Consider the following 24668-nt stretch of genomic DNA (forward strand, 5'->3'; position numbering starts at 1 on the left):
GGCTCGATTAACGTAATCAGTTCTTGTCGAGATCGATATTCTTCGTCTCACGCAAACAGATCATCCCCACCACCAGGCTCACCCCGGTAATCAGCACCGGGTACCACAGCCCGTAAAAGATATCCCCGGTGTACACCACCAACGCAAACGACACCGTCGGCAGAAACCCGCCAAACCAGCCATTGCCGATATGGTACGGCAACGACATCGAGGTGTAGCGAATGCGCGTCGGGAACAGTTCGACCATCAGCGCTGCCAGCGGTCCGTAGCACATGGCCGAGATGATGATCAGCGCCACGATCAGGGCGACGATCATTGGCTTGTTGATTTGCTGCAAATCAGCCTGTTGCGGGTAGCCGGCCAGAGTGATCGCGCCACGCAGGGCGGCCTCGTCGAAGCCATCGAGTTTGACGTCGCCGACGCTCACTTGCACGGCGCTGCCCGCCGGGGCGGCGGCGCTGGAGTAGGGCAGGCCTTGCTTGACCAGGAAGGTTTTGACCTTGTCGCACGGGCTGTCGAATTTGGCTTTACCGACCGGGTCGAACTGAAAGGTGCAGGTCGCCGGATCCGCCAGCACGGTGATCGGCGCCTGACGGCTGGCCTGATCGATCGCCGGGTTGGCGTAGTGCGCGAGGGATTTGAAAATCGGAAAGTACAGCGCCGTGGCCAGCAGCAAGCCAAGCATCAGCACCGGTTTACGCCCGACCTTGTCCGACAGCCAGCCGAAAATGATGAAGAACGGTGCACCGATGACCACGCTGATGATCAGCAAGGTGTTGGCCACCGCCGGGTCCATTTTCAGAAACTGGGTGAGGAAGAACAGTACGTAAAATTGCGCGGCGTAGAAGGTCACCGCTTGCCCGGCGTTGATGCTGAACAGGGCGATCAACACGACTTTGAGGTTTTCCCATTTGCCGAAGGATTCGCGGATTGGTGCTTTCGAGGTTTTGCCTTCCTCTTTCATTTTCAGGTACGCCGGCGACTCGTGCAGGCTCAGGCGAATCCAGGTGGAGATGCCCAGCAGCACGATCGACAGCAGGAACGGAATGCGCCAGCCCCAGACTTCAAACTGATCGCCAGTGAAGTAGCGGCAACCGAGCACCACCAGCAGCGACAGCAACAGACCGAGGGTGGCGGTGGACTGAATCCAGCTGGTGTGGAAACCGCGTTTGCCAATCGGTGCGTGCTCGGCCACATAGGTTGCAGCGCCGCCGTATTCACCGCCGAGCGCCAGGCCCTGAAGCATGCGCAGCAGCACCAGAATGATCGGCGCGGCGATGCCAATGCTGGCGTAGGTCGGCAGCAGACCGACGCAGAACGTCGCCACACCCATCAGAATGATCGTCGCGAGAAAGGTGTATTTGCGCCCGATCATGTCCCCCAACCGACCGAACACCAGCGCCCCGAACGGTCGCACGATAAAGCCGGCGGCGAAGGCCATCAGCGCAAAGATGAACGCCGTGGTGTCGTTGACCCCGGCGAAAAACTGCTTGCTGATCACCGCCGCGAGGGCGCCGTAGAGGAAGAAGTCATACCACTCGAACACCGTCCCCAGTGATGAGGCGAAGATGACTTTGCGTGTATCCGGGCTGGTCTCCGCGCTGCGCACAGCGTCCAGCGGCTGAACGTGTTCTGACATATCGGTATCCCTCACAGTGATTGTTTTTGTTGTTCCACTGGTGTTGCGTGTCCGGGTGATGCGCGATGCTTTGAATCTGCTGTTGATTCCTGTGGGAGCGAGCCTGCTCGCGAAGGCGTCGTGTCAGTCAACGTTTATGTTGAATGTGCTACCGCATTCGCGAGCAGGCTCGCTCCCACATTTGGACTGTGTACAGGTCCAGCCAGGATCAGTTGTGCCGCTTTCTCGGCAATCATCAGCGTAGGCGAACAGGTGTTGCCCGAGGTGATGCGCGGCATGATCGACGCGTCGGCAATGCGCAAACCGGGCACGCCGTGGACGCGCAGTTGCGCATCGACCACCGCGTCACCGTCATTGCCCATGCGGCAAGTCCCGACCGGATGGAAAATCGTCGTGCCGATCTTCGCCGCCGCTTGCTGCAATTCCTCCTCGCTTTGCAGGCTGGCGCCGGGCAGATACTCGACCGGTTTGAACGCTTGCAGGGCAGGCGCGCTGACGATGCGTCGGGTCAGGCGAATCGCATCTGCCGCGACGCGCAAATCTTCTGGATGACTAAGGTAGTTCGGTTGAATCAACGGCGCTTCCTGTGGATTCGCCGAACGAATGTCGATGCGCCCACGACTCTGCGGACGCAGATCACACACCGAAGCGGTGAAGGCAGGGAAACTGTGCAACGGCTCGCCAAAACGCTCCAGCGAAAGGGGCTGCACGTGGTACTCAAGATTCGCCGAGGTCTGCTCCGGCCCCGAACGCGCAAACGCGCCCAACTGACTCGGCGCCATCGACAGCGGCCCGCTGCGGTCATACAGATAACGCAGGCCCATGCCCATCTTGCCCCACACGCTGCCAGCGATCTGGTTGAGGGTGCGGGCGTTTTCCAGTTTGTAGATCAGGCGCAGTTGCAGGTGATCCTGCAGGTTGCCGCCGACGCCCGGCAGCTCATGAATCACGCCGATGCCCAAGCGTTCGAGCAACGGCCGTGGGCCAATTCCGGAACGCTGCAGAATGCTCGGCGAACCGACGGCTCCGGCGCACAAGATGATCTCTTTGCGTGCCTTGAACTGTTTGATCTGACCTTCGTGACGCGCGCTGACTTTTGAAGCGCGACCGTCCTCCAGCAGCACCCGATCAACCTCAACCCCGGTCAGCACCGTCAGATTCGCTCGGCCACGCACGGGTTTGAGAAACGCCTTCGCCGCATTCCAGCGCACGCCGGATTTCTGGTTGACCTGGAAGTAACCGCAACCTTCGTTATCGCCCTGATTGAAGTCATCGATGCTGGCAATGCCGCTTTGCTCGGCGGCACTGCGAAAGGCATCCAGAATCGGCCACGACAGGCGCTGCTGCTCGACCCGCCATTCACCCTTGGCGCCGTGAAATTCAGCCGCGCCGGCAAAATGGTTTTCGCTTTGTTTGAACAGCGGCAGCACATCGTTCCAGGCCCAGCCCGGATTGCCCTCGGCCGCCCAGCCATCGTAGTCGTTGGCCTGGCCGCGCATGTAGATCATGCCGTTGATGGACGAACAGCCGCCCAACACTTTGCCGCGCGGATAGCTCAGCGCGCAGCCGTTGAGGCCCGGTTGTTCTTCGGTTTTGAAGCACCAGTCGGTGCGCGGGTTACCGATGCAGAACAGGTAACCGACAGGAATGTGAATCCACGCATAGTTGTCGCGCCCGCCGGCTTCGAGCAACAGCACACGCTGCTGCGGATCCGCCGACAGCCGATTGGCCAGCAAACACCCGGCAGGGCCGGCGCCGACCACGATGTAGTCGTACTCATCGGGGGAAGTCTGCATTCCCTGACCTCGCTTTTTGTTTTTATTGTCGGACACTCTAGTTGTTAGCTTTCGTTAAAAGAATGTTAGTTTTTGCGCAGCCGCTGTGCGTTTTCAAACAGCCTGCATAGACCATAGCCGACAAGGACACGCCATGTTCGACTGGAACGACCTGCGGTTTTTTCTCGAACTGCAACGCAGCGGCCGACTGCTCACCGCCGCTCGCCGTCTCAACACCACCCACGCCACCGTCGCCCGCCATATCGAAGCCATCGAAAAAAGCCTCGGCACTGCGCTGTTTGTCCAGCACGCCCAAGGCTACGAAATGACCCCGGCGGGGGAGGCGTTGCTCAAGCACGCTGAAGCGATGGAAAACGTTGCGCTGCTGGCGCAGGAAGAGATCACCCAATCCACCGCGCCACTGGGCAAGATTCGTGTCGGCGTCACCGAAGGACTGGGCATCAAGTTTCTCGCCAGCCGCATGATCGGCTTGTTCGAACGCTATCCGGGATTGGAAGTGGAACTGGTCGCCGTGCCGCGCTTTGTCAGCATCCTTAACCGTGAAGCGGAAATCAGCATCCATCTGGAGCGCCCGGCGGCGGACATGCTGGTGACGCGCAAACTCACCGACTATCGACTCGCGTTGTACGCCAGCCAACGCTATCTCGATAAGGCGCCGCCACTGCAAAGCCGCGAAGACCTGGGGCGGCATGCGTGGATCGGTTATGTCGATGATTTGCTGTTCAGCCAGGAACTGATGTTTCTCAACAGCTTCTGCCGCAGCCCTCGGGTGGTGTTCCATAGCACCAGCGTTATTGCTCAGCAGGAAGCGGCGCGGTCGGGATTGGGCATTGCGGTGTTGCCTTGCTACATGGCCGAGTCGGATCCCGATCTGGTGCCGTTGCTGCCGGATGAAAGCATCGAGCGTAGTTACTGGATCAGTACTCGGCGCGAGTTGCACAAGTCGGTGCGGCTGCGGGTGGTCTGGGATTATGTGGTGGGGTTGTGCGAGGCGGAGCAGGGCTTGCTGCTGGGCAGATCGCAGGCCGGCAACCGTTAATCCTCTTTGGCTGTGCTGGTGTTGGCGCCGCTTTTGCTTGAATAGCTCCAAAGCCTTTGGCAATGGAGAGCAGCAATGAGGGAATGGCTTAGCGTTAGCGACATCAATGCGGACACCTTGAAGGCCATCAGTAACGGCGTCTTACGGCATGGCCGAGCCTTGTCTGAGGCGCGCGGCGGGCACGCGGAAGCCATCGCCTGCGCGCTGATGGAGGAGGGAACACTGATCGGCGGCGCTACCGGCAGAACCGAATTCAGGCGCCTGTTTGTCAATTACCTGTGGATCGACGCGCAATGGCGCGGAACCGGGCTGGGTGCTCAGGCGTTGCACAAGCTTGAGGCGCTGGCCGTTGAAAGGGCGTGCGTGGATGCCTTGATCGAAACGCTGGATGACGACGTCGCCCGTTGGTACACCCGCTGCGGCTACCGATTGATCGCGCACGTGCCTGAGTACTGCGGCCCGTGGAGTCGTCATACGTTGTTGAAAGCACTGGTGACGACAGCTGCGCCCCCAGAGCTTTTTGGTCGAGGGTATTTGCCGGGTTGATTTACATATGGATATCCGTATATTCGGATTTCCGTATGTATTGAGCCCGTCCCATGATCACCCCCACCGAAGTCTTCAAGAGCCTCGCCGACGAAACCCGCGTCCGCGCCATGCTGCTCATCGCCGATCAAGGTGAACTCTGCGTCTGCGAGCTGGTGTGCGCACTCGGCGACAGCCAACCGAAAATCAGCCGCCACCTCGCGCAACTGCGCAGCAATGGCTTGCTGCTTGATCGCCGTCAGGGCCAGTGGGTCTATTACCGCCTCAACCCTGATCTTCCTGCGTGGGTACGCGAAATCCTGCAAGTGACGTCAAAGGCCAACGCCGATTGGCTCAAGGACAACGCCGCGCGCCTGCAGAACATGGACGGTCGTCCCGTCCGTGAAACCGCCTACTGCTGAGGAAGCAAGAAAACCATGCGAATTCTGTTTATGTGCACGGCCAACAGCTGCCGCAGCATCCTCTCCGAAGCTATGTTCAATCATCTGGCGCGCCCCGGATTCGAGGCCGTGAGTTCCGGAAGTTTCCCCAAGGGCCAAGTGTTGCCGCGCAGCCTGTCGACGCTGCAACAGGCCGGCATTGCCATCGATGGTCTGTATAGCAAGGGCAATGACGCGTTCGAAGACAATCCGCCAGACATTGTCATCACCGTCTGCGACAAGGCCGCCGGTGAGAGCTGCCCGGTGTACTTCGGCCCTGCGCTCAAAGCCCATTGGGGGCTGGCAGATCCCTCGGATGTGATCGGCGACGATGCCTCCGTGGACGCGGCATTTGCTGCCACGCTGGCGATCATCGAGCGGCGCTGCGCGACCTTTCTCGGCCTGCCATTCAAATCACTCAACCGCGCTGAACTCCAGCGTGAGCTGGATCGTATCGGCTCGCTCTGAGCTGGAGGACACATGTCAGAACAACTGCCCCATCTTGATCATTCGCTCTTCGAAGGCTTACAGACTTCTTCTTTGGATAAACACAAACCACGCATCCTGCTGCTCTACGGCTCGACCCGCGAACGCTCCTTCAGCCGTTTGCTGGTAGAGGAGGCCGCGCGCCTGCTCGAACACTTCGGCGCCGAAACGCGCATCTTCAACCCGTCCGGTTTGCCGCTGCCCGACGACGTTCCGGTCGACCATCCTAAAGTGCAGGAACTGCGCGATCTGGTGCTGTGGTCGGAAGGGCAGGTCTGGTGCTCACCCGAACGTCATGGCGCGATGTCCGCCGTGTTCAAGGCACAGATCGACTGGGTGCCGCTGGAGCTCGGTGCCGTTCGCCCGACTCAGGGCAAAACCCTGGCCGTGATGCAAGTCTGCGGCGGTTCGCAGTCGTTCAACGTGGTCAACCAGTTGCGCGTGTTGGGCCGCTGGATGCGCATGTTCACCATCCCCAACCAATCCTCGGTGCCGAAGGCCTATATGGAATTCGACGATAACGGGCGGATGAAACCCTCGCCGTTCTATGATCGCGTGGTTGATGTGATGGAAGAACTGGTGAAGTTCACCGTGCTGCTGCGCGATCAACAGGCGCATCTGGTCGACCGCTACTCCGAGCGCAAGGAAAGCGCCGAGCAACTGATGGCGCGGGTCAACCAGCGTTCGATCTAAGTAGCACTTTCGCAGCATGATTTGGCCGGCTGCAAATGCTGGCCGATTCACATAGGATATCTGCACATCACCGTGTCACGGGCAAACTCAAGGACGTGTTAGTCATGAAATTCAAGGAATGGGTAGATTTGACGGCGCTGTACAAACGCAGCCGCAGACAGCCAAACAAATTGCTGTTCACATGGAAGAATGCGCGCCGGTTGTGGCCGATGTGGACGGCCGCCGCGACCACGTTGCCCCTCATTGCTTTATCCGCTCTGGGCATCCTGTATCCGATACTGGTTCCGATTTCTTATGTCTGTCTTGCCGTGTGGGCGGGTGGACTGTTCTTCACTCGACTCAATGCCCTTCGCAGGGTTTATCCCGTGCAGTTCGCTGAACATGCCATTGGCCAGCAACCCTGGGGCGAGCAAGAGAACATTCTTTGCTACGCGTTCTTTTTGCAGATCGTGAAGGATGAACGCTACACGGCCGCCAAACTCCGAGAGTTGTCGGCGTATTCAGACCTGACCGTCGCGCCAGCCAAACCTGCACTTTCGCAAAATCTGGTCTTCGTTTCGCTCTTCGCTCTGATGATCGGTCTGTCCACTGAACTGATCAAAGCGACGTCATTTTTTATAGGAGGGAAGGGCGCTGTCATCCTCATTCTGGTCGCCGCGGTGTCGTTTATTTACTGGATTGTCTGGGATGGCATTCAAAGCACGCCCTACCAAAGGCTGCGGATAAAACGCTATGTTGATCTGGCCGCCTATGATCTGGAAGAAGCGGTTCAGGATGTTCGAGAATTGAATCCGGTGGAGTCTCCGCCGGTTTTATCGATGAGCAAGCAAACGGAGCCAACAGTATGAGCGAAGACAACAAAGTAAAAGGCCCAGCCTCCTACTTCCCGTCCATTGAAAAGAAGTACGGCCAGCCCATCGATCACTGGCTGAGCCTGCTCGCCGGCATCACCGACAAGAAGCACATGGAACTGGTGGCGTGGCTCAAGGATGAACACGGCATGGGCCACGGTCATGCCAACGCCTTGGTTGCGCATCATCTGGCGGGTAAAAAGTGAGGGCAGGGCAGCGATGAATTTCTCCCACCGGCCAGTGACGGCCGACGACGTCAACACCCTCTGCAGCTTTCCCCAAGGCGAACAAGAGCTGTTCTTCATGTTCCCGAAAGCCAACTTCCCGCTGACAGAGGAGCAGATGCACAGCGCAATCAGCCAGCGCTTCGACTCCACGGCTTTTCTGGCCAACGGCGAATTCGTTGGCTTCGCCAATTTCTACCGCGCTGAGCACGATGGCATCTGCTGCATCGGCAACGTCATCGTCGCGCCCTACGCCCGAGGCCAGGGTGTTGCGCGGTACATTGTCGAAACCATGACCGCCGTCGGCTTCGAAAAGTACCAGGCCAAGGAAGTGCAACTGTCCTGCTTCAACGAAAACACCGCTGGCCTGCTGCTCTACCCGAAACTCGGCTTCGTGCCGTACTCCATCGAAGAGCGCCCGGCACCGGGTGGCAAACGTTCCGCCCTGATCAACATGACACGCCACCGACCCTAACCATCCCCCAATCCCTGTGGGAGCCGGGCCTGCCCGCGAAGACGCCAGCCCGGCCGCCGCGAACCCACCGTCCGACACAAAACCTGTGGGAGCGAGCCTGCTCGCGAAGACGCCAGCCCAATCACCCCAAATCCCAAGCCAGACTCAATCCCCTGTAGGAGTGAGCCTGCTCGCGATAACGCCAGCCCAGCCACAGCGAGTCTCGCGCCAACCACAAACCCCCTGTGGGAGCGAGCTTGCTCGCGAAGACGCCCACCCAGTCACCCCATCAACCACTGACCGAAATAAACAGTAAAAGCCACCACTGTTTAAACGAAGCCTCAAGTAACCACCGAAACCCTACAACGCCTTGCGCCGTTACCTACGACTAAGCCAGAATCCGCCGGCTTGTGCGTCTAGGTCGCGGGTTCTATCGTCTGTCGGTCGCTGAAAAACAGTGATCGGGTTTGGTAGCCCTGAGTTTTCGTAGATTGCATAAGCATCATGATTCGCAGTGTCTGTTCGACACGGCTTTATGGTGGTCATGCACAGGGCGTCTTCGGGCGCGCCGGTTTTCTACGTCCCGGTCTACCAACCTGCGCATGGCCGCCACCCTCGTTTGGTAGCGAGAGTGATGGCTCCTTTTTTTGACGTAGGAGCTTCATCAATGATCAAACCAACACCCAACCCACCCGAAACCGACCCAACATCCCCCTACGAATCCCCCGACTCCAAGCGATTCCACGAAGCCGCCGAACGCGCCCTCGACCACTACCTCAAACCCGCCAGCCAAATCATGGCCAGCACCCAACAACCCGAACGCATGTACCTCGCCAACCCGAAGTACAACAGCGAATCCCTGCTCGCCAACGCCAGCGAAACCCTCGGCTCCGCCAGCGAAATGCTCCTCAACTTCGCCGCCATGCTCGATACCCCCCACCGCAAAACCGCACTGGGCATCGCCCAAGTCGTGATGCTCGGCGAAATCGCCGTCAACCAAGCGCTGGATAACGTCGAAATCGCCAGCTAACCCCCACCCCGACGAGGGGAAACCCTCGTCGAACCCCGTGGTCACACCATGGCTGGCACACGGCCACGGCTTGCGCCCCCCAGCCACGGCTGTCAACCTTCGGGCCGTTCTCAAGGATCAGAACCAGGAAACACGGATGAGTGGCTACGTACCCAACCCCCCGAAAAATTTTCGTTACGAAGAAGCCAAACCCGTCGATATTCACGCCCAGCGTTGGGCGGAATATGAGAAGCACGGGAAAGAACCTGCGCGCGAACCTGAGAAAATCGGGATCGCGTTGAGGATTGGGGTTTTCTTTGATGGCACTGGGAATAATGCGAACAACACGGCGGCTGGATTGCTGTGTGGGGCGCAGCATCCGATTGCGCCGGAAGATATTCCTGCTAGCTGTCAGCCTTACATGAGGGATCCGGACAGCAGTTATGGTGCCGGGCCTACCAACGTAAAAAAATTGTTTTCATTGTATGAAGAGATCAAAGAAGACGAGGGTGAAGGTTCTTTGAGGCGCGTTTCGCGTGCTATCTACATCGACGGTATCGGTACAGAGAACGATAAAAAAGACAGTGCGCTGGGTTCCGGTATGGGGCGCGGTGACACAGGAGTCGCCGGCCGTGTACAAACATCATTCACGCAGATCAACCACATTATTGAAGAAGCATTGAAGGAAAATTCAAACAGCGAAATTGCTTCTCTGACTTTTGATACTTTTGGCTTTAGTCGCGGAGCCGCTGCAGCGCGGCACTTTTCGAACGAGGTTGTCAGGGGCAAGCAAGGACCGTTAGGGGCGTTACTAAACGGCAGCGCCAGAGACTTCAGCCGAACCTTTGATAGTCAATACGGAAGCGGCATCAACATGGGGTTCATCGGGCTTTTCGACACCGTACCCTCGATCGCCGGTTTCACGAATTTTGGGCGAGTGAAAAGTCCTATCGCTCCCGGTGTGAAGCTCTATCTGGATCGGAAGTATTTCAAGGACGTTGTCCACTTGGTTGCTCGTGATGAATGCCGCGCAAACTTTGCGCTCAGCCGGGTGAAGCCCGCTCACCCGGAGTTCACCTTTCCCGGCGTCCACTCTGATATCGGCGGCAGCTATCTCGACGAAGTTGAAGAGTGCGTGCTGGTGAGCCCCATGCAAACCCTGGCGGTATCTACTTTTACCGACGTCGCAAGTACCTCGATCTACCGTGATGCTGCACGAGCAAAAAGTGAATGGGTTGCAAAGGGATGGCCTGCTCATTTGCTGGAAATTGTCACCCCCGCGTCTGTAGAACTCCCACGTGAAAATCAAGACAGGCTTTCCCCCGGTCAGAAGCGCGTGTTCGCAGCTCTGCAACTCAAACGCGCAGTTAGCGGCAAGCTTTCGAGGGTTTATTTGAAAGTAATGTATGAATTGGCAAAAGAAAAAGGTGTCCGCTTCATCGACATTCCCGATGATGGTGAGTATTCCGTACCCGAGGAGCTCCAACCGCTATGCGATCGATTTGTCGCCGGTGATTACACAACCACTCCAGAGGAAGAGGCACTTCTTAAACTGAGGTACATTCATACCTCCGCAAACTGGAATCATCCCCTCGGAAGAAGAGATGGAAGTGGCATCGACGCCGTTTATATCAATGCCCCCACGGAAGACGGGATTCGCGTACAACACCCCCATGTACCTGACTGGACGCTTTGGTAATGAAATCAATGATTGCCCTCTTGGGCGTTTTACTGTTGTCGGGATGCCAGTCCGGAGGAGCCGAAACCGGCGGAAACGACCCAAAATACCCATGGTGGGAATTAGTGTTCGTTGAGCCTAACTACATGAAAGTTTGGGTAGAGGACAGCTCCGTTCAGGACATCAACGACAAGGTATTTTCCAAAGCCGGCAAAAGCACTGCCGCTTCAGGAGAGCCCGACATTGGCACCGAGTCAGCACGTGGCTGGGGAGCTGTGACAGGATCGGGAATGCCGGTAACAGGGGCCGACCTTCCAAAACGCATTTCCGTACGTTGGCAGTCCATCACAGAGCAGAAAACCTATCGCGGATTTATTGATATTCCTGAAGAAGCCAGACAGTTGATGGTGACATCCACACATCAACGCTGCCCGGAAACCCCAGATAAAACTGCTCGATTCATGGCGTCTCTTTACGTAGGCCTTGCCCCTGGCGGTGTTCTACAGGCTTGGGTAAAAGACTCATGCCGAAATCCTATCAAGGTCGCTCGAGGCCAAGGCGAGGTTGAGCCGCTAGGTGCGCAGCAAGGAAAAAACGGTGGTCGTTATGCTTATCCAGTGAGTGAGAAGGCTAAGTTGTACGTCGAAAAGTACGGCATACCTTATGGGAGTTGGTAACCCGTCAGCCAATGAAGCAACTCATTACGATGCTTTGCATCTTGCTAGTCACGGGATGCCAGGTCGCTGATCCACTATCAGCCAAAAACGACCCCAAATCTCCTTGGTGGGAGCTAGGCTTCACCGAACCTGACTACATGAAGGTGTGGGTTGAAGATACTTCCGTCGAAGACATCAAAGGAAAGACGTTTCTTCGTACGGGAAAGGGATCCGCATCGGGTGGGCAGCCAGAAGATGGAACAGAGTCGGCGCGAGGTTGGCACGGTGTGGGCAGTTCCGCGAAAGCAGTAGTGGGTGCTGATCTCCCGAAACGGATCTTCGTTCGCTGGCAGTCCATTGTAGAACCTCAGACCTATCGAGCCTGGGTGGATATACCCGAAGAGGCAAGGCAACTGATGCTGACATCGGTGAATCAACGCTGCGCGAAAACTCCAGACCAGACAGCTACCTATATATCTTCGGTCTATTTGGGTTTAGCTCCCGGCGGGGCCATCCAGGTTTGGGTAAGAGACTCATGTCACCATCCGGTCGAAGTGGCGAAAGCGCAGGCCGAAATCGATCCGTTGGGGCCGAGTCAGGGGAAAACCCAAGGGCGATATGCTTATCCCGTCAGTGAAAAGTCCAAGCGGTATATCGAGAAATTCGGTATTCCTTACGGTAGTTGGTAAGCGATAAACCAATGAAGCAATGCATCGTGGCGGTATGTGTGTTGTTCCTGAGCGGTTGCCAGTCTGCCTCTCCTCTATCCGGGAAAAACGACCCGAAGTCCGAATCGTGGGAGCTTGCGTTCACCGAACCTTATTACATGAAGGTTTGGGTTGAGGACAGTGCCGTCGAAGACATAAACGGCAAGCTATTCACGCGCACAGGAGGAGGGACGGCCGCTGGTGGAGGACCAGAAAATGGCAAAGAGCCCGCGCGCGGTTGGCATGCGGTAGGCGCGGCTGCGAAACCAGTGATTGGCGCTGACTTGCCCAAGCGCATTTTCGTGCGCTGGCAATCCATTGTCGAGCCGCAAACCTATAAGGTTTGGTTGGATGTGCCTGAAGAGGCGAGGCAACTGATGGTGCAATCGGTCAGTCAGCGGTGCCCGGAAACACCGGAGCAGCAGGCCAGCTATAGCGCATCTATTTATCTGGGATTGGCTCCAGGCGGCGTTGTGCAGGTTTTTGTTCGGGACGAGTGCAATCGCCCTGTCAAGGTCGCCAGAGCACAGGCGGAGATCGAGCCGCTAGGGCCTAGTCAAGGCAAGAACCAAGGGCGTTACGCGTACTCCGTTAGCGAAAAGTCCAAACGTTACATCGAAAAATTCGGCATTCCGTACGGAAGTTGGTAGTCGCGGGAATTGAATAGTTGAGCGCTTGGCAATGAAAATGCTCGTAACCCTCTTGGCCGTTTTGATCTTCACCGGTTGTCACGTCACAAGCTCCAACTCTGGTGAAAACGATCCTAAGTACCCTTGGTGGGAACTGGCGTTTATCAAACCCAATTTCATGAACGTGTGGGTTGAAGACAGCTCTGTGGAAGACTTGAAGGTAGAACCTTTTTGCGAGCCGGAGGAGGGAATGCTAGCGGTGCAGAGCCAAATGACGACATAGAATCTGCGCGCGGTTGGATTGGTGTTGGAGGTACAGGCAAGCCGGTGATTGGTGCAGGACTACCTAAGCGGATTTTTGTCCGCTGGCAATCGATACCGGAGCAAAAAACTTACCGGGCTTGGGTAGATATCCCTGAAGAAGCCAGACAAGTGATGCTGACGTCTACCCATCAGCGCTGCCCGGAAACTCCCGAGAAAACCGCACGCTTCATGGCCTCCGTCTATTTGGGACTCGCCCCGGGTGGTGTGGTGCAAGTGTGGGTAAGAGATTTATGCCGGCGCCCAGTTAAAGTCGCTCGTGCTCAGGCTGAGTTGGAGCCGCTGGGGCCCGAGTTGGGTAAGAATGGTGGTCAATATGCTTATCCCGTCAGTGAGAAGGTGAAGCGGTATATCGACAGGTACGGCATTCCCTATGGGAGTTGGTAATCGTCATCCAATGAAACAACTGATAACGATGCTTGTTGCTTTGTTAATTACCGGTTGCCAGTCAACTGATCCGCTTTCCACAAAAAATGATCCTAGGTCTCCATGGTGGGAACTCCCGTTCACCGAGCATAATTACATGAAGGTTTGGGTAGAGCACACTGCAGTGGAAGACATCAAGGGCGAGACGTTCTTGCGCACTGGTGGAGGATCCGCCTCAGGTGGCCAACAGGAAGACGGCACAGACTCTGCCCGTGGTTGGCATGGCGTGGGAAGCACAGGAAAAGCTGTTGTTGGTGCTGATTTTCCCAAACGGATCTATGTCCGTTGGCAATCCATTGCTGAACCGCAAACGTATAAGGTCTGGATCGATATTCCAGAAGAAGCCAGACAACTCATGCTTGAGTCCGTCAACCAGCGCTGCGCAAAAACACCTGAATAAAAGGGGCGTTATAACGCGTCTATCCACTTGGGCCTGGCGCCCGGTGGTGTCGTGCAAGTCTGGGTCAGGAACTCATGCCACCATCCTGTCAAAGTCGGCAGAGCACAGGCGGAAATCGAAATGCTAGGGCCTAGTCAAGGCAAAAACCAAGGACGCTACGCGTATCCCGTCAGCGAAAAGTCCAAGCGGTATATCGAGAAATTCGGCATCCCTTACGAGAGTTGGTAACCCGTCCGCCAATGAAGCAAATCATATTAATGTTGAGTAGTTTACTGGTAGCTGGATGCCAAGCTACCGACCCACTTTCAGCCGAGAACGATCCGCGATCCGAATGGTGGGGACTAGCCTTCACTGAACCGGCTTACATGAAGGTTTGGGTAGAAGACAGCACAGTTCTGGACATCAAAAACAGGACGTTTTTCAAGGCGGGCGGGAGAACTGCTGCTGGAGGTGAACCAGAAGATGGCACAGAGTCCGCCCGTGGGTGGGGCACTGTCAGTGGCTCTGGTATTCCGCTAACCGGTGCCGATCTTCCCAAACTCATCTTCGTCCGTTGGCAGTCCATATCAGAGCAAAAGACCTACAAGGGATTCATTGAAATCCCAGAATCAGCCAGGCAATTGATGGTGGACTCAACGCACCATCGTTGCCCGGAAACTCCAGAAAGAGCTGCGCGATATATGGCCTCGCTGTACGTGGGGCTAGCTCCAGGTGGCGTATTACAAGCGTGGGTCAGAGATTCATGCCATCGCACGATCCAAGTCGCTCATTCTCAAGGTGAACTTGAACCACTAGGCCCAGAGCAGGGGAAGCACGGTGGGCGTTATGCCTATCCAGTGAGTGAAAAGGCTAAGCGCTATATCGATAGATACGGGATTCCGTATGGCAGTTGGTAATACGAAAAAGGGGACGTCAGTTTTTGATGGTGAGCTGTCCCCGAGCCTTCACGATATTTGCCTTATTGTCTGGTCGTATTTGTCTTGTAAGTGCGACTCTTTAAATGCGCCTTTTATTGCTTGGCGAAGGAAAACCTCTAGGTCCTTTTGTGTTAATACAATTACGATGCCGGACTTATTTCGGTTTACGATGTTTGATATGTGGCGATAATAGTTCGCCCTGATTTCCTCTCCTCTAAATGCGATAATTCCGAATCTTCCGAACGTGTCGTTTAGGTAGTAGTTTAATTGATGGAAGTCGTCTGCCTTCAAAGTGTCGTAGTTTTTGCACTCCCAAACTATCTGCGTAGATCCGTATTTGTTTCTAATGACTTCCCAGAACCCATCAGGAGCACGATTTGACGCTACCCAATCCCTTATAATCGTACCTTCTATGTCTCTCTCACGAGGTTGAACGTTTGTGAGTGATCGAAAAAAGCAAAGTTTAATAATGTTTCCAACAATCTCCTCAAACTCCTTTGCACCCGAATGACCTTTCGGGAGGGTCCTGAGGTTTTCGAGTGTTTCCTGAAGTGCTCCCTTGTATTCGTCCCGATTAAATGCATCGGGCAAATCCTCAAGGATTCCCTCATTCTTCAGTTGGGTTTCGTCTTTTAGGTCTTTGAGTAGTAAGGGTTGAAGGTTTAGTGCTTCGTGATACGTTGGATGAATAAAGAACGTAGAACTGTTGTCGAAAGAAGGTTTGGCGTTAGAGTCCTTCCCTGATTCTTTGTACTCAACCTCTTTTTTTCTTCTGATTCCCAAAAAACCGATGCCATATAGCACCTCGACAAAGCGAAAAGGAGTTGTATGATCGTAAAACCATGCATTGCAGTATTTGTTGATTGATTCCGTTACAAGCAATTTTTGTATAAAATCTTCAATCGCCACAAGAGTGTATTCATTACCTAGCCCAAAGAAATACTCTAATATAAGACTGATGTTTGGGAAGTTTTCTGCGTATTCGTCTCCAAGGTCTTTTAAACGACTAGTGCTATATCGCTTAGATGCAACAGCCATGTCGGCATCTTTAACGGTAAGATTCCCATGATTAATAGCTGAGTCGATGGCGTAGCTAGTTAGCATCAGAATGTCACGAGGGCGATTTTGACATAAGCTCATGACGGATGAAGAGCTTGTTTTTAAACCCTCAGGATCAAAAAAACACTCCCAAGCCTCGCCGCCCAGTTTTGGTTTAGTAGTAAATGGTTTCACAAGTCGGCGCTCAACAAGCTCAGTCAGCTTCTCAGAGGACCAATCTAAAAAAACCACTGACGTTTCGAGGCGAGAAAATTCGTTATCAAGAGAACGTATGCGATCATATATGTTCTCTCTGATGAAAACATAGGGTTTTACGTGTTTGGTAGAGGCGATTAATCTAACTGTTGCGTGCATTAATGCCATCAAGCATATAATTGCACTGTTCGAGCCATCCCATGATTCATCCAGTCGATCTATTAATAGTACGTAGTTTAGCGGGGTTGTAGTGGATATTTGATTGATTTCTGAAATTAGGTTTTTGCTTCTGCTGATTTGTCTTAACCATAATTTATCATTGTCTTTAGTGTAAGCGTCGAATATCTCCTCGGTGAGATTCAGTACGCGCTGATCAAAGTCACAGTCCTCAATTAGGCTTCTTTCTCGCCTTATAGTGTCAGAGGTCTTCTCAAAGTTCATGCTGCCCTCTGCCACCCAAGTCTTGATAACTTCGTCGATCAGGGCCCTCTCCATTGAGTGCATTAGTGACTTAAATGGGCGTTGTCTAGTGTCAAGAAATTGTTCATGGTCTAACGGTAGTGTGAGTAAGTCGAATATTTGGGGGACAATATTGATTGTCCGAGCGAAACGGCGTTCGACTTCAAAGGTGATTGCAGTTTTACCGGCGCCCCTGCGCCCGACAAAAAAACAATTCGAGCTATCATGGTTTAATGCGGAGAGCGTCGCAGGTGTAGTGACAAATAACTCATGGTCATTGCGGATAATATCGTATTCAGCGAATGCTTGGCCGAGTTTAATACGCTGCAATGCGTCCTTAGGAAGCTGAATTTTCGCCATCACTGATACCCTCCTTGTGCTCACGAATGCATTGTTGCTATTAAGGAGCCATCACAAGGCTAGCTTCGATTCTGCAGGCGTCAAATGAACCACTAAAACTCAAACTTCTTATTTGATGTATTTTTTAGCTGAATTTGGCTTGCTCAAACCACTTTTTAATCCTGCCACTATTTTCAATTGGAGTTTGAACCTTCCGGGATGTTGAAAGCGGTAGTAGCCAACACCTCCCCATTAACCATAACCCGAACCCCATGCCGCCCCTCAAAATGCTTCCGCGTCGTAAAATCCTTAATCACCTGCCGCCTCCCCACAACCACACTCTCAAACCCCGCCAACCCCACCGTCTTCAACTTAAAAACCTTCCTCGAAACCCCGCCATTCGCCTTCACATAGTCAATCGCATAATCAATCACCAACCGCTGCTCATGCGCCACCGTCGACTTCACCACAAACGACAACGTAATCGCTTCCCCCAACCTAACCACCGCCGGCTCAACCCGCACATCCAACAACTCAACCTCAGCCTTCGCCCCGGCACCAATCACCGTCAGCGCGCGCAAATCCCCCTGCTTGATCAAACTCCGCAACGCATGCTTGGCAATCCAGGCCGTGTGCTTGTTCTCCAGCGGCCAACCCTCAATCGTGTCCAGCACCCACTCCGGATGCACCTTCGTCACATCATTCAAATGATTCGCCACGGACTTGCGCACGTACAAACTCTCATCCGCCTTCAACCGATCCAGTATCCCGGCGGCCAACTGCGGATCCGCCTGCACCGCGTCCAACCGAAACGACCAAGGCAGGCGAGGGCGGCTGCCTTCGCTGGCGAGGCGTCGAACGTGGTGGTTTTCGTCGCGGGTCCAGTCGTGCATCAGTTCTAACGAGCGCTCGAGGTTGCTGCGCAGAAAATGGCGGATGGCGAATTCGGAGGAGCCGAAGGTGGTGAAGTGTTTCAGCGCATCCATGGAGGTATCGAACGCGTGTCCGCCGTAGCTTGCGACGTAGTGCGGCAGGCACATGCTGACGAATCCGCTGTTCAGCCTTGGCGCGAGTTCACGCAATACATCGAGGGAATCTTGGTAATCCAGCGGCAACACGGCATGCAAGCTTTCGCTGACACGCGCCATACGTTGCATCACTGATAATTCGGCGAGTCCGTCCTGGGCATTTTTGAGAAATGCCTTGGCCTTGAATGCCGGGTACACGGCGCTCATTTCGCGGGCGATGTGTTGCAAGCGCTCGGCGTTGAAGATTTCCTTTAACGCCGGGGCGGCGGTTTCGGTGGTGCTCATGATCAGGTCATCGGGGTGCTGACGAACGCTTCGAGGGTTTCGGCGTAGGCGGTGTATTGGGCGATGTGGGGGTAGCGGCGGGTGTCGATCTGGTCGGGGACGACGAGGTCGGTGAAGCTCCAGGCGACGGCGAGGCTGATGCCGGCCTGGGTGAGGGTGCCGTCGGTGGGCAGGCCGGTTTTTTCCAGTTCTTGCTCGAGGGCGGTGAACGCGGCGGCGAGTTGGCCTTCGACGCGTTCGACCCACGGCTGGTATTGAATGTCGGCCGGGCGCAGGTTGCGTTCGTAATAGAGCTGCACGGCTTTTTCGCAGGCGGCGAGGCTGAGGCCGATCAGGCGCAGGGCGTGGGCGCGTTGTTTCAGGTCGGTCGGCAGCAGGCTTTTGCCGGAACTGGCTTCGAGGTAGTCGAGGATGAGCGTCGAGTCCATCAGGACCACGCCGTCGTCGAGGATCAGTGTGGGGGCTTTGACCACCGGGTTGATCTGCTGGAATTGCTCGAAGTGGCGGAACACCGAGACTGACTCGTGTTCGAGGTCGATCCCCAAGCGTTTGGCGGAGATCGCCACGCGGCGTACGTAAGGAGAGTCCAGCATGCCGATCAGTTTCATGTGCAATTCCTTGGCGTGACTGCCTGCAATCGTCGATGGATGCCGAATGTAGCTGGAAAGGTTGTCGATTGACTACTGTCCCTGCGCGTACGCAACGTCTGTATCGGAACTGAAGCGAAATCTGTAACACGTGCGAAACACCCATAAATAAAGGCTTTCATGAGCTTGTTGGTTGCTTGTGTGGATCTATAGTCAAATTGCCAGCACCGACCAGGGATGGAACAGTTAAGCGAGCTCAGGCCCTCTGATTCAGTACTCGTTTGTATTACTCCCTTGCAGTCCATCAACCCTAGAGCGATGAGGCACTGCCGTGCGCGCGGTAAGAGTGCGCGCCGTCGGTCACATAAAAGGGTCCGAGGGGCATGTCATGAACAATTTTCATCGTTTGACGATTTGTGCGTTGTGTATTGGGTTGGTCGCTTGCAGTAGCCGCCCGGAACGCGGGGCGGTCGTGCAGCAGTGGTCGGCCAATACGGAGCAGTTGAACTTCAAACCGATATTTCCGCCGCGTGGCAACTTTGAAGTAGGCGATTTTTATGTGGTAAGGGCCGCGAAGGCCGGTAACAAAATGAAAACCGCTGATTACTACATGAGTTCGGTCTGGTTTGATCGGATGAGGCTGGATGAGGAACTGAAGAAGGCCGCGCCTTATATCACCGCGCAGAAAACTCCGGTGGACAAGTCCGGACTTGTGACGGCGACCAGTGTTCCGGACCTTTTTGTACCGAACACCAACGTGAAAATGAATGCATTGGTGGCCTTTCCCGGCTTCACCTTTGCCTCACTGGCTGAGAGTGATATCGGGCTAGGGGTCAGTAATAGCGCGATCGGCGCATTTTTTGGGGGCGCGCGCAAGTCGGGATATTCGGTGGCGTACTCGGTGCCATTGGCGGAAACATATGGGGTGCTTTATAGCGATGCCCATCTTGCAGCCGACAAATATTTAAGCAATTACACCGACGCTCAACGCAACAAGCTGACAAATGCGGTGGTTTCGCTGAAAAACGATGCGAAGGTCAACGACAAGAATGACACGACGTCTGTGCTTGTACTGGTAACCCAGGTTTATCTGGCGCGCTCGTTGGATGTGGTGGTTTCCTCGACCGAAAGCAACGGTGCGCAATTGTCTGCGGTTACACGGGCACTGACAGATCTGGATGAGCGCAAAACGGCTATTGAGAACCAGCTTCGCGCGCTAAAGCCAACTGCCAAAGGGGATGGCGCGGGAGACGGGAAGTCCGCAGTGGCCAAGGCAGGCGATACCAAGGCGGCTGCCGACAAGCCAGCGGCCGTCGTGCCGGCGACCAATCAGGCGCTTGTTAAACAGAAAGAGGCGGAACTGGCGCAGGTCAACGCCGATATCCGTAAACGGGTGGAGTCCGTAACGCCTGCGATGCCGGGTGTGACCGGTTCAGTGGTGAAGTCCTCCGCGACGAGTCTGACGTTGCGTCAAGTTTTCGATACACCGGTGGCTATCGGTTATTCGGGCATCAACATTGATATCGACACGTTAATCAACGATCGCAAAGTCGTCGAAGCGGCGAATATTGATACCTTTCCGTTGAAACAGATCATCAAGGTCAATCTCGAGTAGGTGGCAGCAAATCACAGCGTCGATCTGTTCGGGCAGGTCGTCGCTGTATTGGGTTGTCAGTCGTCGAAGCCGGCCTGTTCGTGAATCTCATCAACATTCAGCTCAAGCCGATACGCCACCGCCACAAACAGCGCCTGACACAAACACAACGTCGCACTCAACGAACGAAAGGCAAGGGCGCTGCCTTCGTTGACCAGCAATACGCTGTTCGCGAGTTTCGCCAGTGGCGAGAGGTGGCTGTCGGTGAGGATCAGGGTGTTGGCATGTTGCTGTCGGGCGAAGCGCAGGCAGTGTTGGGTTTCTTTGGCGTAGGGCACGAAGCTGATGGCGATGACCAGATCGTTCGCGCGCACGCTGCGCATTTGCTCTCGATAACTGCCGCCTAGCCCGGACACCAGATGAATTTTTTTCTGAGTGTGTTGCAAGTTGTAAACGAGGTAGTCGGCGACGGCGAAAGAGCGGCGCACGCCGACGACATAAATGTTGTCGGCGTTGACGATGAGGTCGACGGCTTTTTCGAACGCGGCGTCGTCGAGTTCACGGCCCAGGCGTTCGATGCCGGAGCGGGTGGCGTCGATGCATTCGCGGGCGAGGTCGCCGGCGCTGACTTGCTGCGACTGGTTGGCGATCATGCTGCGGATGCGTTGGTGGTAGTTTTGCACCGGCGAGGCTTTGTGCGTGTAGGCGCTGCGGAACAAGGCCTGCATTTCGCTGAAGCCGCTAAAACCGAAGCGTTGCGAGAAGCGCACGATGGCGGACGGGTGGACTTCGCACTCGCGGGCGATGTCGCTGATGCGGTCGACCATGATCCGGTCGCTCTGCTGGCTGATGTAGCTGGCGATGCGTTTGAGCTGGCGCGGCAGGGCGTCGTATTCGTCGGTGATCAGTTGCAGCAGGCGCTCGGCATTGATCGGGGGGCTGGCGAGTGAAACCTCGTCGGTGGCCGGCAGATCGGGGCGGGGCATAGGTCATCCTTCAGGCTGTTTGATCACACGGTGGGCCTGATAGTAGGGGGGCTTTTGCAGGTCTGCTTTGCTGAAACGATGCAGTGCGTGGTAAAAAATTGCTTCTGAGCGCTGCGTGGTTAGCCGTTTGTCTTCTATATACAGCCGCTCGACTGAATTTCTTGCTATAAACGCACTCCGATGGCCGTGTAAACGCTGTGTCAGAGCAGTTTCCGTACGTTGTCGGACAAATTCCCTGTATTTACAGTTGCTGAGGCCTCATTCGGGCCTTAGACTGCCGCCCCTCGTAAATTGAGTGCCGGGTGGCATTTGCAATAAACGATGCCTTTTCGCCGACCGCACGCGGTTCGCCGAAACGCTCCCTAATTCGCCTTAATGCACGTTTTTTTATAGAGATATCAATGACAAAGGACAAGTTGCTGGCCATGCCGGCAGATGACTACATGAATTCCGAGCAGCACGCTTTCTTCACTGAGCTGTTGCAGAACATGAAAGTCGAAACCCACGAGCGCATTGAGCAAAACCGTATCGCCATCGAAAGCCTGGACACCCCGGCTGACCCGGCGGACGCGGCTTCGGTTGAAGAAGAGCGCACTTGGCTGGTGAACGCGATCGATCGCGACCAGCGTATGTTGCCGCAACTGGAACAAGCCCTTGAGCGCATCAAGGAAGACAGTTTTGGCTGGTGCGATGACAGCGGCGAGGCCATTGGCCTGAAACGCCTGCTGATCAGCCCGACCACCAAGTACTGCATCGAAGCTCAAGAGCGTCACGAGCAGATCGACAAGCACCAGCGTCAGGCCTGATTCTGTGAGGTGACCCTTTCGATAGGGGACGCCTTGAAAAGATCGCAGCCTTCGGCAGCTCCCACACGGGCGTTGCTGAAGGCTGCGATCTTTGTTTTTGCTCGTCTTTAATAATCCCGAGCCGTTCCATTGACCTGCCACAGACCCCACGACTAACGGACCATGGATAATGGCGTTGTAGTGGCGTTTAATGCAGTCACAACAATGAGAACAAGCGTGGGGTGTTGATATGACGAGAGATGGATCTCTGGTTGGGGCTTTGCCTGCACCAGTGCTGTTGCCGAAAAACCGCTGGATCGCTCCGACCCTGCAAAGCATCGCCCTGATGCTGTTGTTGGCCGGCATGACGTTGGGTGGATGGTCGCTGTACATTGGCATGCCGCTGGCCGTGCTGATTGTCTGGCTGCCGCGCCTGCGCTCCCGCGCCATCCCCGATACCCCGCCTGCCGACAGTGGCAGCGCCATGTCCGAATTGACCCGCGACCTTTCCTACACCACCAGTCATAACGCCTTGTCTGCGGCGGGTGTGGCGTTTTCGGTCAAGGAACTGGCGAGCAAACTCGAATCGCAACTCGATGCGGCGGCGCAAATTGTCAGCAACGCCGAGGTGATGATCGCCACCGAACATGCGACTTCGCAGCTCAGCCGTGCAGCGCTTGAGGCGGCCAGTCAGGCGCATCACAGCAGCGCGGCGGGGCGTACGGAACTGGTGGATTCGATCGCGCGCATGCATCAGCTCAGTCAGCGCGCCAATGCCAGCCGTGAACTGATCGAAGCCTTGAGTCTGCGCAGCGATGATATTCAGCGCGTGACCCTGGTGATTCAGTCGATTGCCAGCCAGACCAATCTGCTCGCGTTGAACGCGGCGATCGAAGCGGCGCGGGCCGGTGAGCATGGTCGCGGTTTCGCCGTGGTGGCGGACGAGGTTCGTGGGTTGGCGGCGCGTACGGCGTCGGCAACCGGTGAAGTCGGTGAGATGGTCGCTGACATTCAACAGCGCACGGCGCAGGTGGTTGAGCAGATCCGTGAGTTGTCCAGCGATCTGCAAACGGGTGTCGCGCAGGTCGAGCACACCGGGCAGCATCTGGAGAACATTGCGCGATTGGCAGCCGGGGTGGAAAGTCAGGTCGGTGAAATTGCCCAAGGTGCAGAAACCAATCGCGAACAACTCGACAGCCTGTTCAAGGCGATCGAGCAAATGCGCAGCGACCTGGCGATCAGCGATCAACAGACCCGCCGCCTCGCTGAAGCCGCCGTGCAGATGGAAGGGCAGGCGGAAACCATCAGCGAGCGTCTGGCCGAGGTCGGGCTGGATGACTATCACCAGCGCATCTACGATCTGGCCCGCGAAGGCGCGAGCCAGATTGCCGCGCGTTTCGAGGCGGATGTCGAGCAGGGGCGGATCAGCCTCGAAGACCTGTTCGACCGCCAATACCAGCCGATCCCGAATACCCAACCGGCGAAATTTCAAACCCGTTTCGACCGTTACACCGATCAGGTGCTGCCGGCGATTCAGGAGCCGTTGTTGCCGCGTCACGAGGGGTTGGTGTTCGCCATTGCCTGTACGCAACAAGGTTATGTGCCAACGCACAATCAGCTGTTCAGTCAACCGTTGACCGGTGATGCGCAGGTCGACGCGGTGAACAATCGCACCAAACGCAAGTTTGCCGACCGCACCGGTATTCGTTGTGGCAGTCATCAGCAACCGGTGTTGTTGCAGACCTACACCCGCGACACTGGTGAGTTGATGCATGACCTGTCGGTGCCGATCATGATCAAGGGCCGGCACTGGGGTGGATTGCGTTTGGGCTATAAGCCGGAAAAAACGCGCTGAGCGATTGTTGCTCTCGGTGCAATAAATCTGTGCACAGAGCTTGCTGTTTCCGCTCGAAAGAAACCATTAATCTGACCACTTAGTTAGGTTGCTAATGATTTCGGGAGGGCTGCATGCAGTGCAGAGTTGATGTCGCCGTGATGATCGGCAGTGGCGTGCCTGCCGGTTTGCGCGCAATGGGCCGCAGCGTCTGCTGGGTGGTGTTGCTCAATGGCGAGCGTCGCGGCACGGCGTTTGCCAGTCGCGACGAGGCCGAGGAATGCAAGGCTGCGTGGCTCGCGCAGTTGCACGCCGAGCCATGTGACAGCCTTCACTGATCCGGGATTACTTGCCTCGGTGCAGGCGCACATTCAGTTCATCGACCATGACCGCTTCTTCGCCGTCCGCCCGTAACCATTCCTTTAGCAATTGCGCCTGTTGCGGTGACCAGAAGTCAGCGTCGATCAATTTGGTGTTGGCGTCCAGTGGATGCGCCTCGATGAAATCGTCGATTGCGTTACCTTCGGAAGGTAGTCCCAGTTGATCGAACAGGGTTTTCAGATCGTATGCTGGCAGTTCCATCGTGTACTCCTTCGGTGGGCGCCGGTACGGCGCGGTGGGTCTCTC

Annotated in this window: 25 protein-coding genes and 2 pseudogenes; 20 read left to right on the plus strand and 7 right to left on the minus strand. The window is 55.7% G+C overall.

What is annotated here, in order from left to right:
* Positions 1-16: 16 nt before the first annotated feature.
* Both U6037_RS11140 and U6037_RS11145 read right to left on the minus strand, forming a co-directional pair.
* Positions 17-1639, minus strand: a complete 1623-nt coding sequence (locus tag U6037_RS11140) for an MFS transporter (protein WP_322846777.1) — start codon at positions 1637-1639, stop codon at positions 17-19.
* 134 nt (positions 1640-1773) lie between these two features.
* The gene (locus tag U6037_RS11145; RefSeq protein WP_322846778.1) at positions 1774-3435 is read right to left on the minus strand and encodes a GMC family oxidoreductase; all 1662 of its coding nucleotides are present in this window, start codon (positions 3433-3435) and stop codon (positions 1774-1776) included.
* A gap of 133 nt (positions 3436-3568) precedes the next feature.
* Here U6037_RS11145 and U6037_RS11150 point away from each other — a divergent pair, with 133 nt between their 5' ends.
* From U6037_RS11150 to U6037_RS11225, 16 genes and pseudogenes are all read left to right on the plus strand, one after another.
* Positions 3569-4474: a LysR family transcriptional regulator gene (locus U6037_RS11150; RefSeq protein ID WP_273915080.1), complete on the plus strand. Its 906-nt coding sequence runs from the start codon at positions 3569-3571 to the stop codon at positions 4472-4474.
* Positions 4475-4549: 75 nt separating this feature from the next.
* On the plus strand, positions 4550-5020 hold the full coding sequence (locus tag U6037_RS11155) for a GNAT family N-acetyltransferase (RefSeq protein ID WP_322846779.1): 471 nt from the start codon (positions 4550-4552) through the stop codon (positions 5018-5020).
* A gap of 53 nt (positions 5021-5073) precedes the next feature.
* Entirely contained in the window at positions 5074-5421 is a 348-nt protein-coding gene (locus U6037_RS11160) for a metalloregulator ArsR/SmtB family transcription factor (RefSeq protein ID WP_322846780.1), read from the plus strand.
* Positions 5422-5436: 15 nt separating this feature from the next.
* Complete coding sequence (locus U6037_RS11165; protein WP_322846781.1) at positions 5437-5907, plus strand: arsenate reductase ArsC; 471 nt, start codon at positions 5437-5439, stop codon at positions 5905-5907.
* A 12-nt stretch (positions 5908-5919) separates the two neighbouring features.
* Positions 5920-6618, plus strand: coding sequence for an arsenical resistance protein ArsH (arsH, locus tag U6037_RS11170; RefSeq protein WP_322846782.1), 699 nt, complete (start codon positions 5920-5922; stop codon positions 6616-6618).
* A 104-nt stretch (positions 6619-6722) separates the two neighbouring features.
* Entirely contained in the window at positions 6723-7466 is a 744-nt protein-coding gene (locus U6037_RS11175; protein ID WP_322846783.1) for a hypothetical protein, read from the plus strand.
* The gene (locus tag U6037_RS11180) at positions 7463-7675 is read left to right on the plus strand and encodes a DUF4287 domain-containing protein (protein ID WP_322846784.1); all 213 of its coding nucleotides are present in this window, start codon (positions 7463-7465) and stop codon (positions 7673-7675) included. Before U6037_RS11175 ends, U6037_RS11180 begins: the two co-directional genes overlap by 4 nt.
* 13 nt (positions 7676-7688) lie before the next feature.
* Positions 7689-8168, plus strand: a complete 480-nt coding sequence (locus tag U6037_RS11185) for a GNAT family protein (RefSeq protein WP_322846785.1) — start codon at positions 7689-7691, stop codon at positions 8166-8168.
* A gap of 646 nt (positions 8169-8814) precedes the next feature.
* On the plus strand, positions 8815-9177 hold the full coding sequence (locus U6037_RS11190; RefSeq protein ID WP_016982978.1) for a DUF6124 family protein: 363 nt from the start codon (positions 8815-8817) through the stop codon (positions 9175-9177).
* Between the two features lie 136 nt (positions 9178-9313).
* Positions 9314-10855, plus strand: coding sequence for a DUF2235 domain-containing protein (locus tag U6037_RS11195; RefSeq protein WP_322846786.1), 1542 nt, complete (start codon positions 9314-9316; stop codon positions 10853-10855).
* Positions 10855-11511, plus strand: a complete 657-nt coding sequence (locus tag U6037_RS11200) for a DUF2931 family protein (RefSeq protein WP_322846787.1) — start codon at positions 10855-10857, stop codon at positions 11509-11511. The genes U6037_RS11195 and U6037_RS11200 overlap by 1 nt, the downstream gene beginning before the upstream one ends.
* Positions 11512-11522: 11 nt before the next feature.
* Positions 11523-12179, plus strand: a complete 657-nt coding sequence (locus tag U6037_RS11205) for a DUF2931 family protein (protein WP_322846788.1) — start codon at positions 11523-11525, stop codon at positions 12177-12179.
* Positions 12180-12190: 11 nt separating this feature from the next.
* Positions 12191-12847 (plus strand): DUF2931 family protein, encoded by a 657-nt coding sequence (locus tag U6037_RS11210; RefSeq protein WP_322846789.1) that lies wholly within the window; start codon positions 12191-12193, stop codon positions 12845-12847.
* Between the two features lie 31 nt (positions 12848-12878).
* Positions 12879-13534, plus strand: a pseudogene (locus U6037_RS11215) (DUF2931 family protein).
* Between the two features lie 10 nt (positions 13535-13544).
* A pseudogene (locus U6037_RS11220) lies at positions 13545-14201 on the plus strand (DUF2931 family protein).
* A gap of 11 nt (positions 14202-14212) precedes the next feature.
* Complete coding sequence (locus U6037_RS11225; RefSeq protein ID WP_322846790.1) at positions 14213-14869, plus strand: DUF2931 family protein; 657 nt, start codon at positions 14213-14215, stop codon at positions 14867-14869.
* 48 nt (positions 14870-14917) lie between these two features.
* On the opposite strand, the gene U6037_RS11230 is transcribed toward U6037_RS11225, so the two are convergent.
* From U6037_RS11230 to U6037_RS11240, 3 genes are all read right to left on the minus strand, one after another.
* Positions 14918-16963 carry a P-loop ATPase, Sll1717 family gene (locus U6037_RS11230; RefSeq protein ID WP_150751992.1) on the minus strand — a complete coding sequence of 682 codons (2046 nt, stop codon included), beginning with the start codon at positions 16961-16963 and terminating at the stop codon, positions 14918-14920.
* A 173-nt stretch (positions 16964-17136) separates the two neighbouring features.
* A complete protein-coding gene (locus U6037_RS11235; RefSeq protein ID WP_322846791.1) occupies positions 17137-18255 on the minus strand; it encodes a DNA alkylation repair protein in 1119 nt (372 codons plus the stop codon).
* 2 nt (positions 18256-18257) lie between these two features.
* The gene (locus tag U6037_RS11240) at positions 18258-18863 is read right to left on the minus strand and encodes a glutathione S-transferase (protein WP_016982987.1); all 606 of its coding nucleotides are present in this window, start codon (positions 18861-18863) and stop codon (positions 18258-18260) included.
* Between the two features lie 367 nt (positions 18864-19230).
* On the opposite strand from U6037_RS11240, the gene U6037_RS11245 reads away from it, so the two are divergent.
* Positions 19231-20457, plus strand: a complete 1227-nt coding sequence (locus U6037_RS11245; protein WP_322846792.1) for a hypothetical protein — start codon at positions 19231-19233, stop codon at positions 20455-20457.
* A 56-nt stretch (positions 20458-20513) separates the two neighbouring features.
* On the opposite strand, the gene U6037_RS11250 is transcribed toward U6037_RS11245, so the two are convergent.
* Complete coding sequence (locus tag U6037_RS11250; protein WP_322846793.1) at positions 20514-21422, minus strand: MurR/RpiR family transcriptional regulator; 909 nt, start codon at positions 21420-21422, stop codon at positions 20514-20516.
* Positions 21423-21823: 401 nt separating this feature from the next.
* Here U6037_RS11250 and U6037_RS11255 point away from each other — a divergent pair, with 401 nt between their 5' ends.
* From U6037_RS11255 to U6037_RS11265, 3 genes are all read left to right on the plus strand, one after another.
* A complete protein-coding gene (locus U6037_RS11255; protein ID WP_008084239.1) occupies positions 21824-22228 on the plus strand; it encodes a TraR/DksA family transcriptional regulator in 405 nt (134 codons plus the stop codon).
* 610 nt (positions 22229-22838) lie between these two features.
* A complete protein-coding gene (locus U6037_RS11260; protein WP_416221719.1) occupies positions 22839-24062 on the plus strand; it encodes a methyl-accepting chemotaxis protein in 1224 nt (407 codons plus the stop codon).
* 113 nt (positions 24063-24175) lie between these two features.
* Positions 24176-24379, plus strand: coding sequence for a hypothetical protein (locus U6037_RS11265; RefSeq protein WP_223026144.1), 204 nt, complete (start codon positions 24176-24178; stop codon positions 24377-24379).
* 7 nt (positions 24380-24386) lie between these two features.
* Here the strand turns inward: U6037_RS11265 and U6037_RS11270 are convergent, their stop codons facing one another.
* Entirely contained in the window at positions 24387-24623 is a 237-nt protein-coding gene (locus tag U6037_RS11270) for a DUF2789 family protein (RefSeq protein ID WP_007910733.1), read from the minus strand.
* Positions 24624-24668 lie beyond the last annotated feature (45 nt).

The sequence above is a fragment of the Pseudomonas sp. B33.4 genome (assembly GCF_034555375.1).
Lineage (GTDB): Bacteria > Pseudomonadota > Gammaproteobacteria > Pseudomonadales > Pseudomonadaceae > Aquipseudomonas.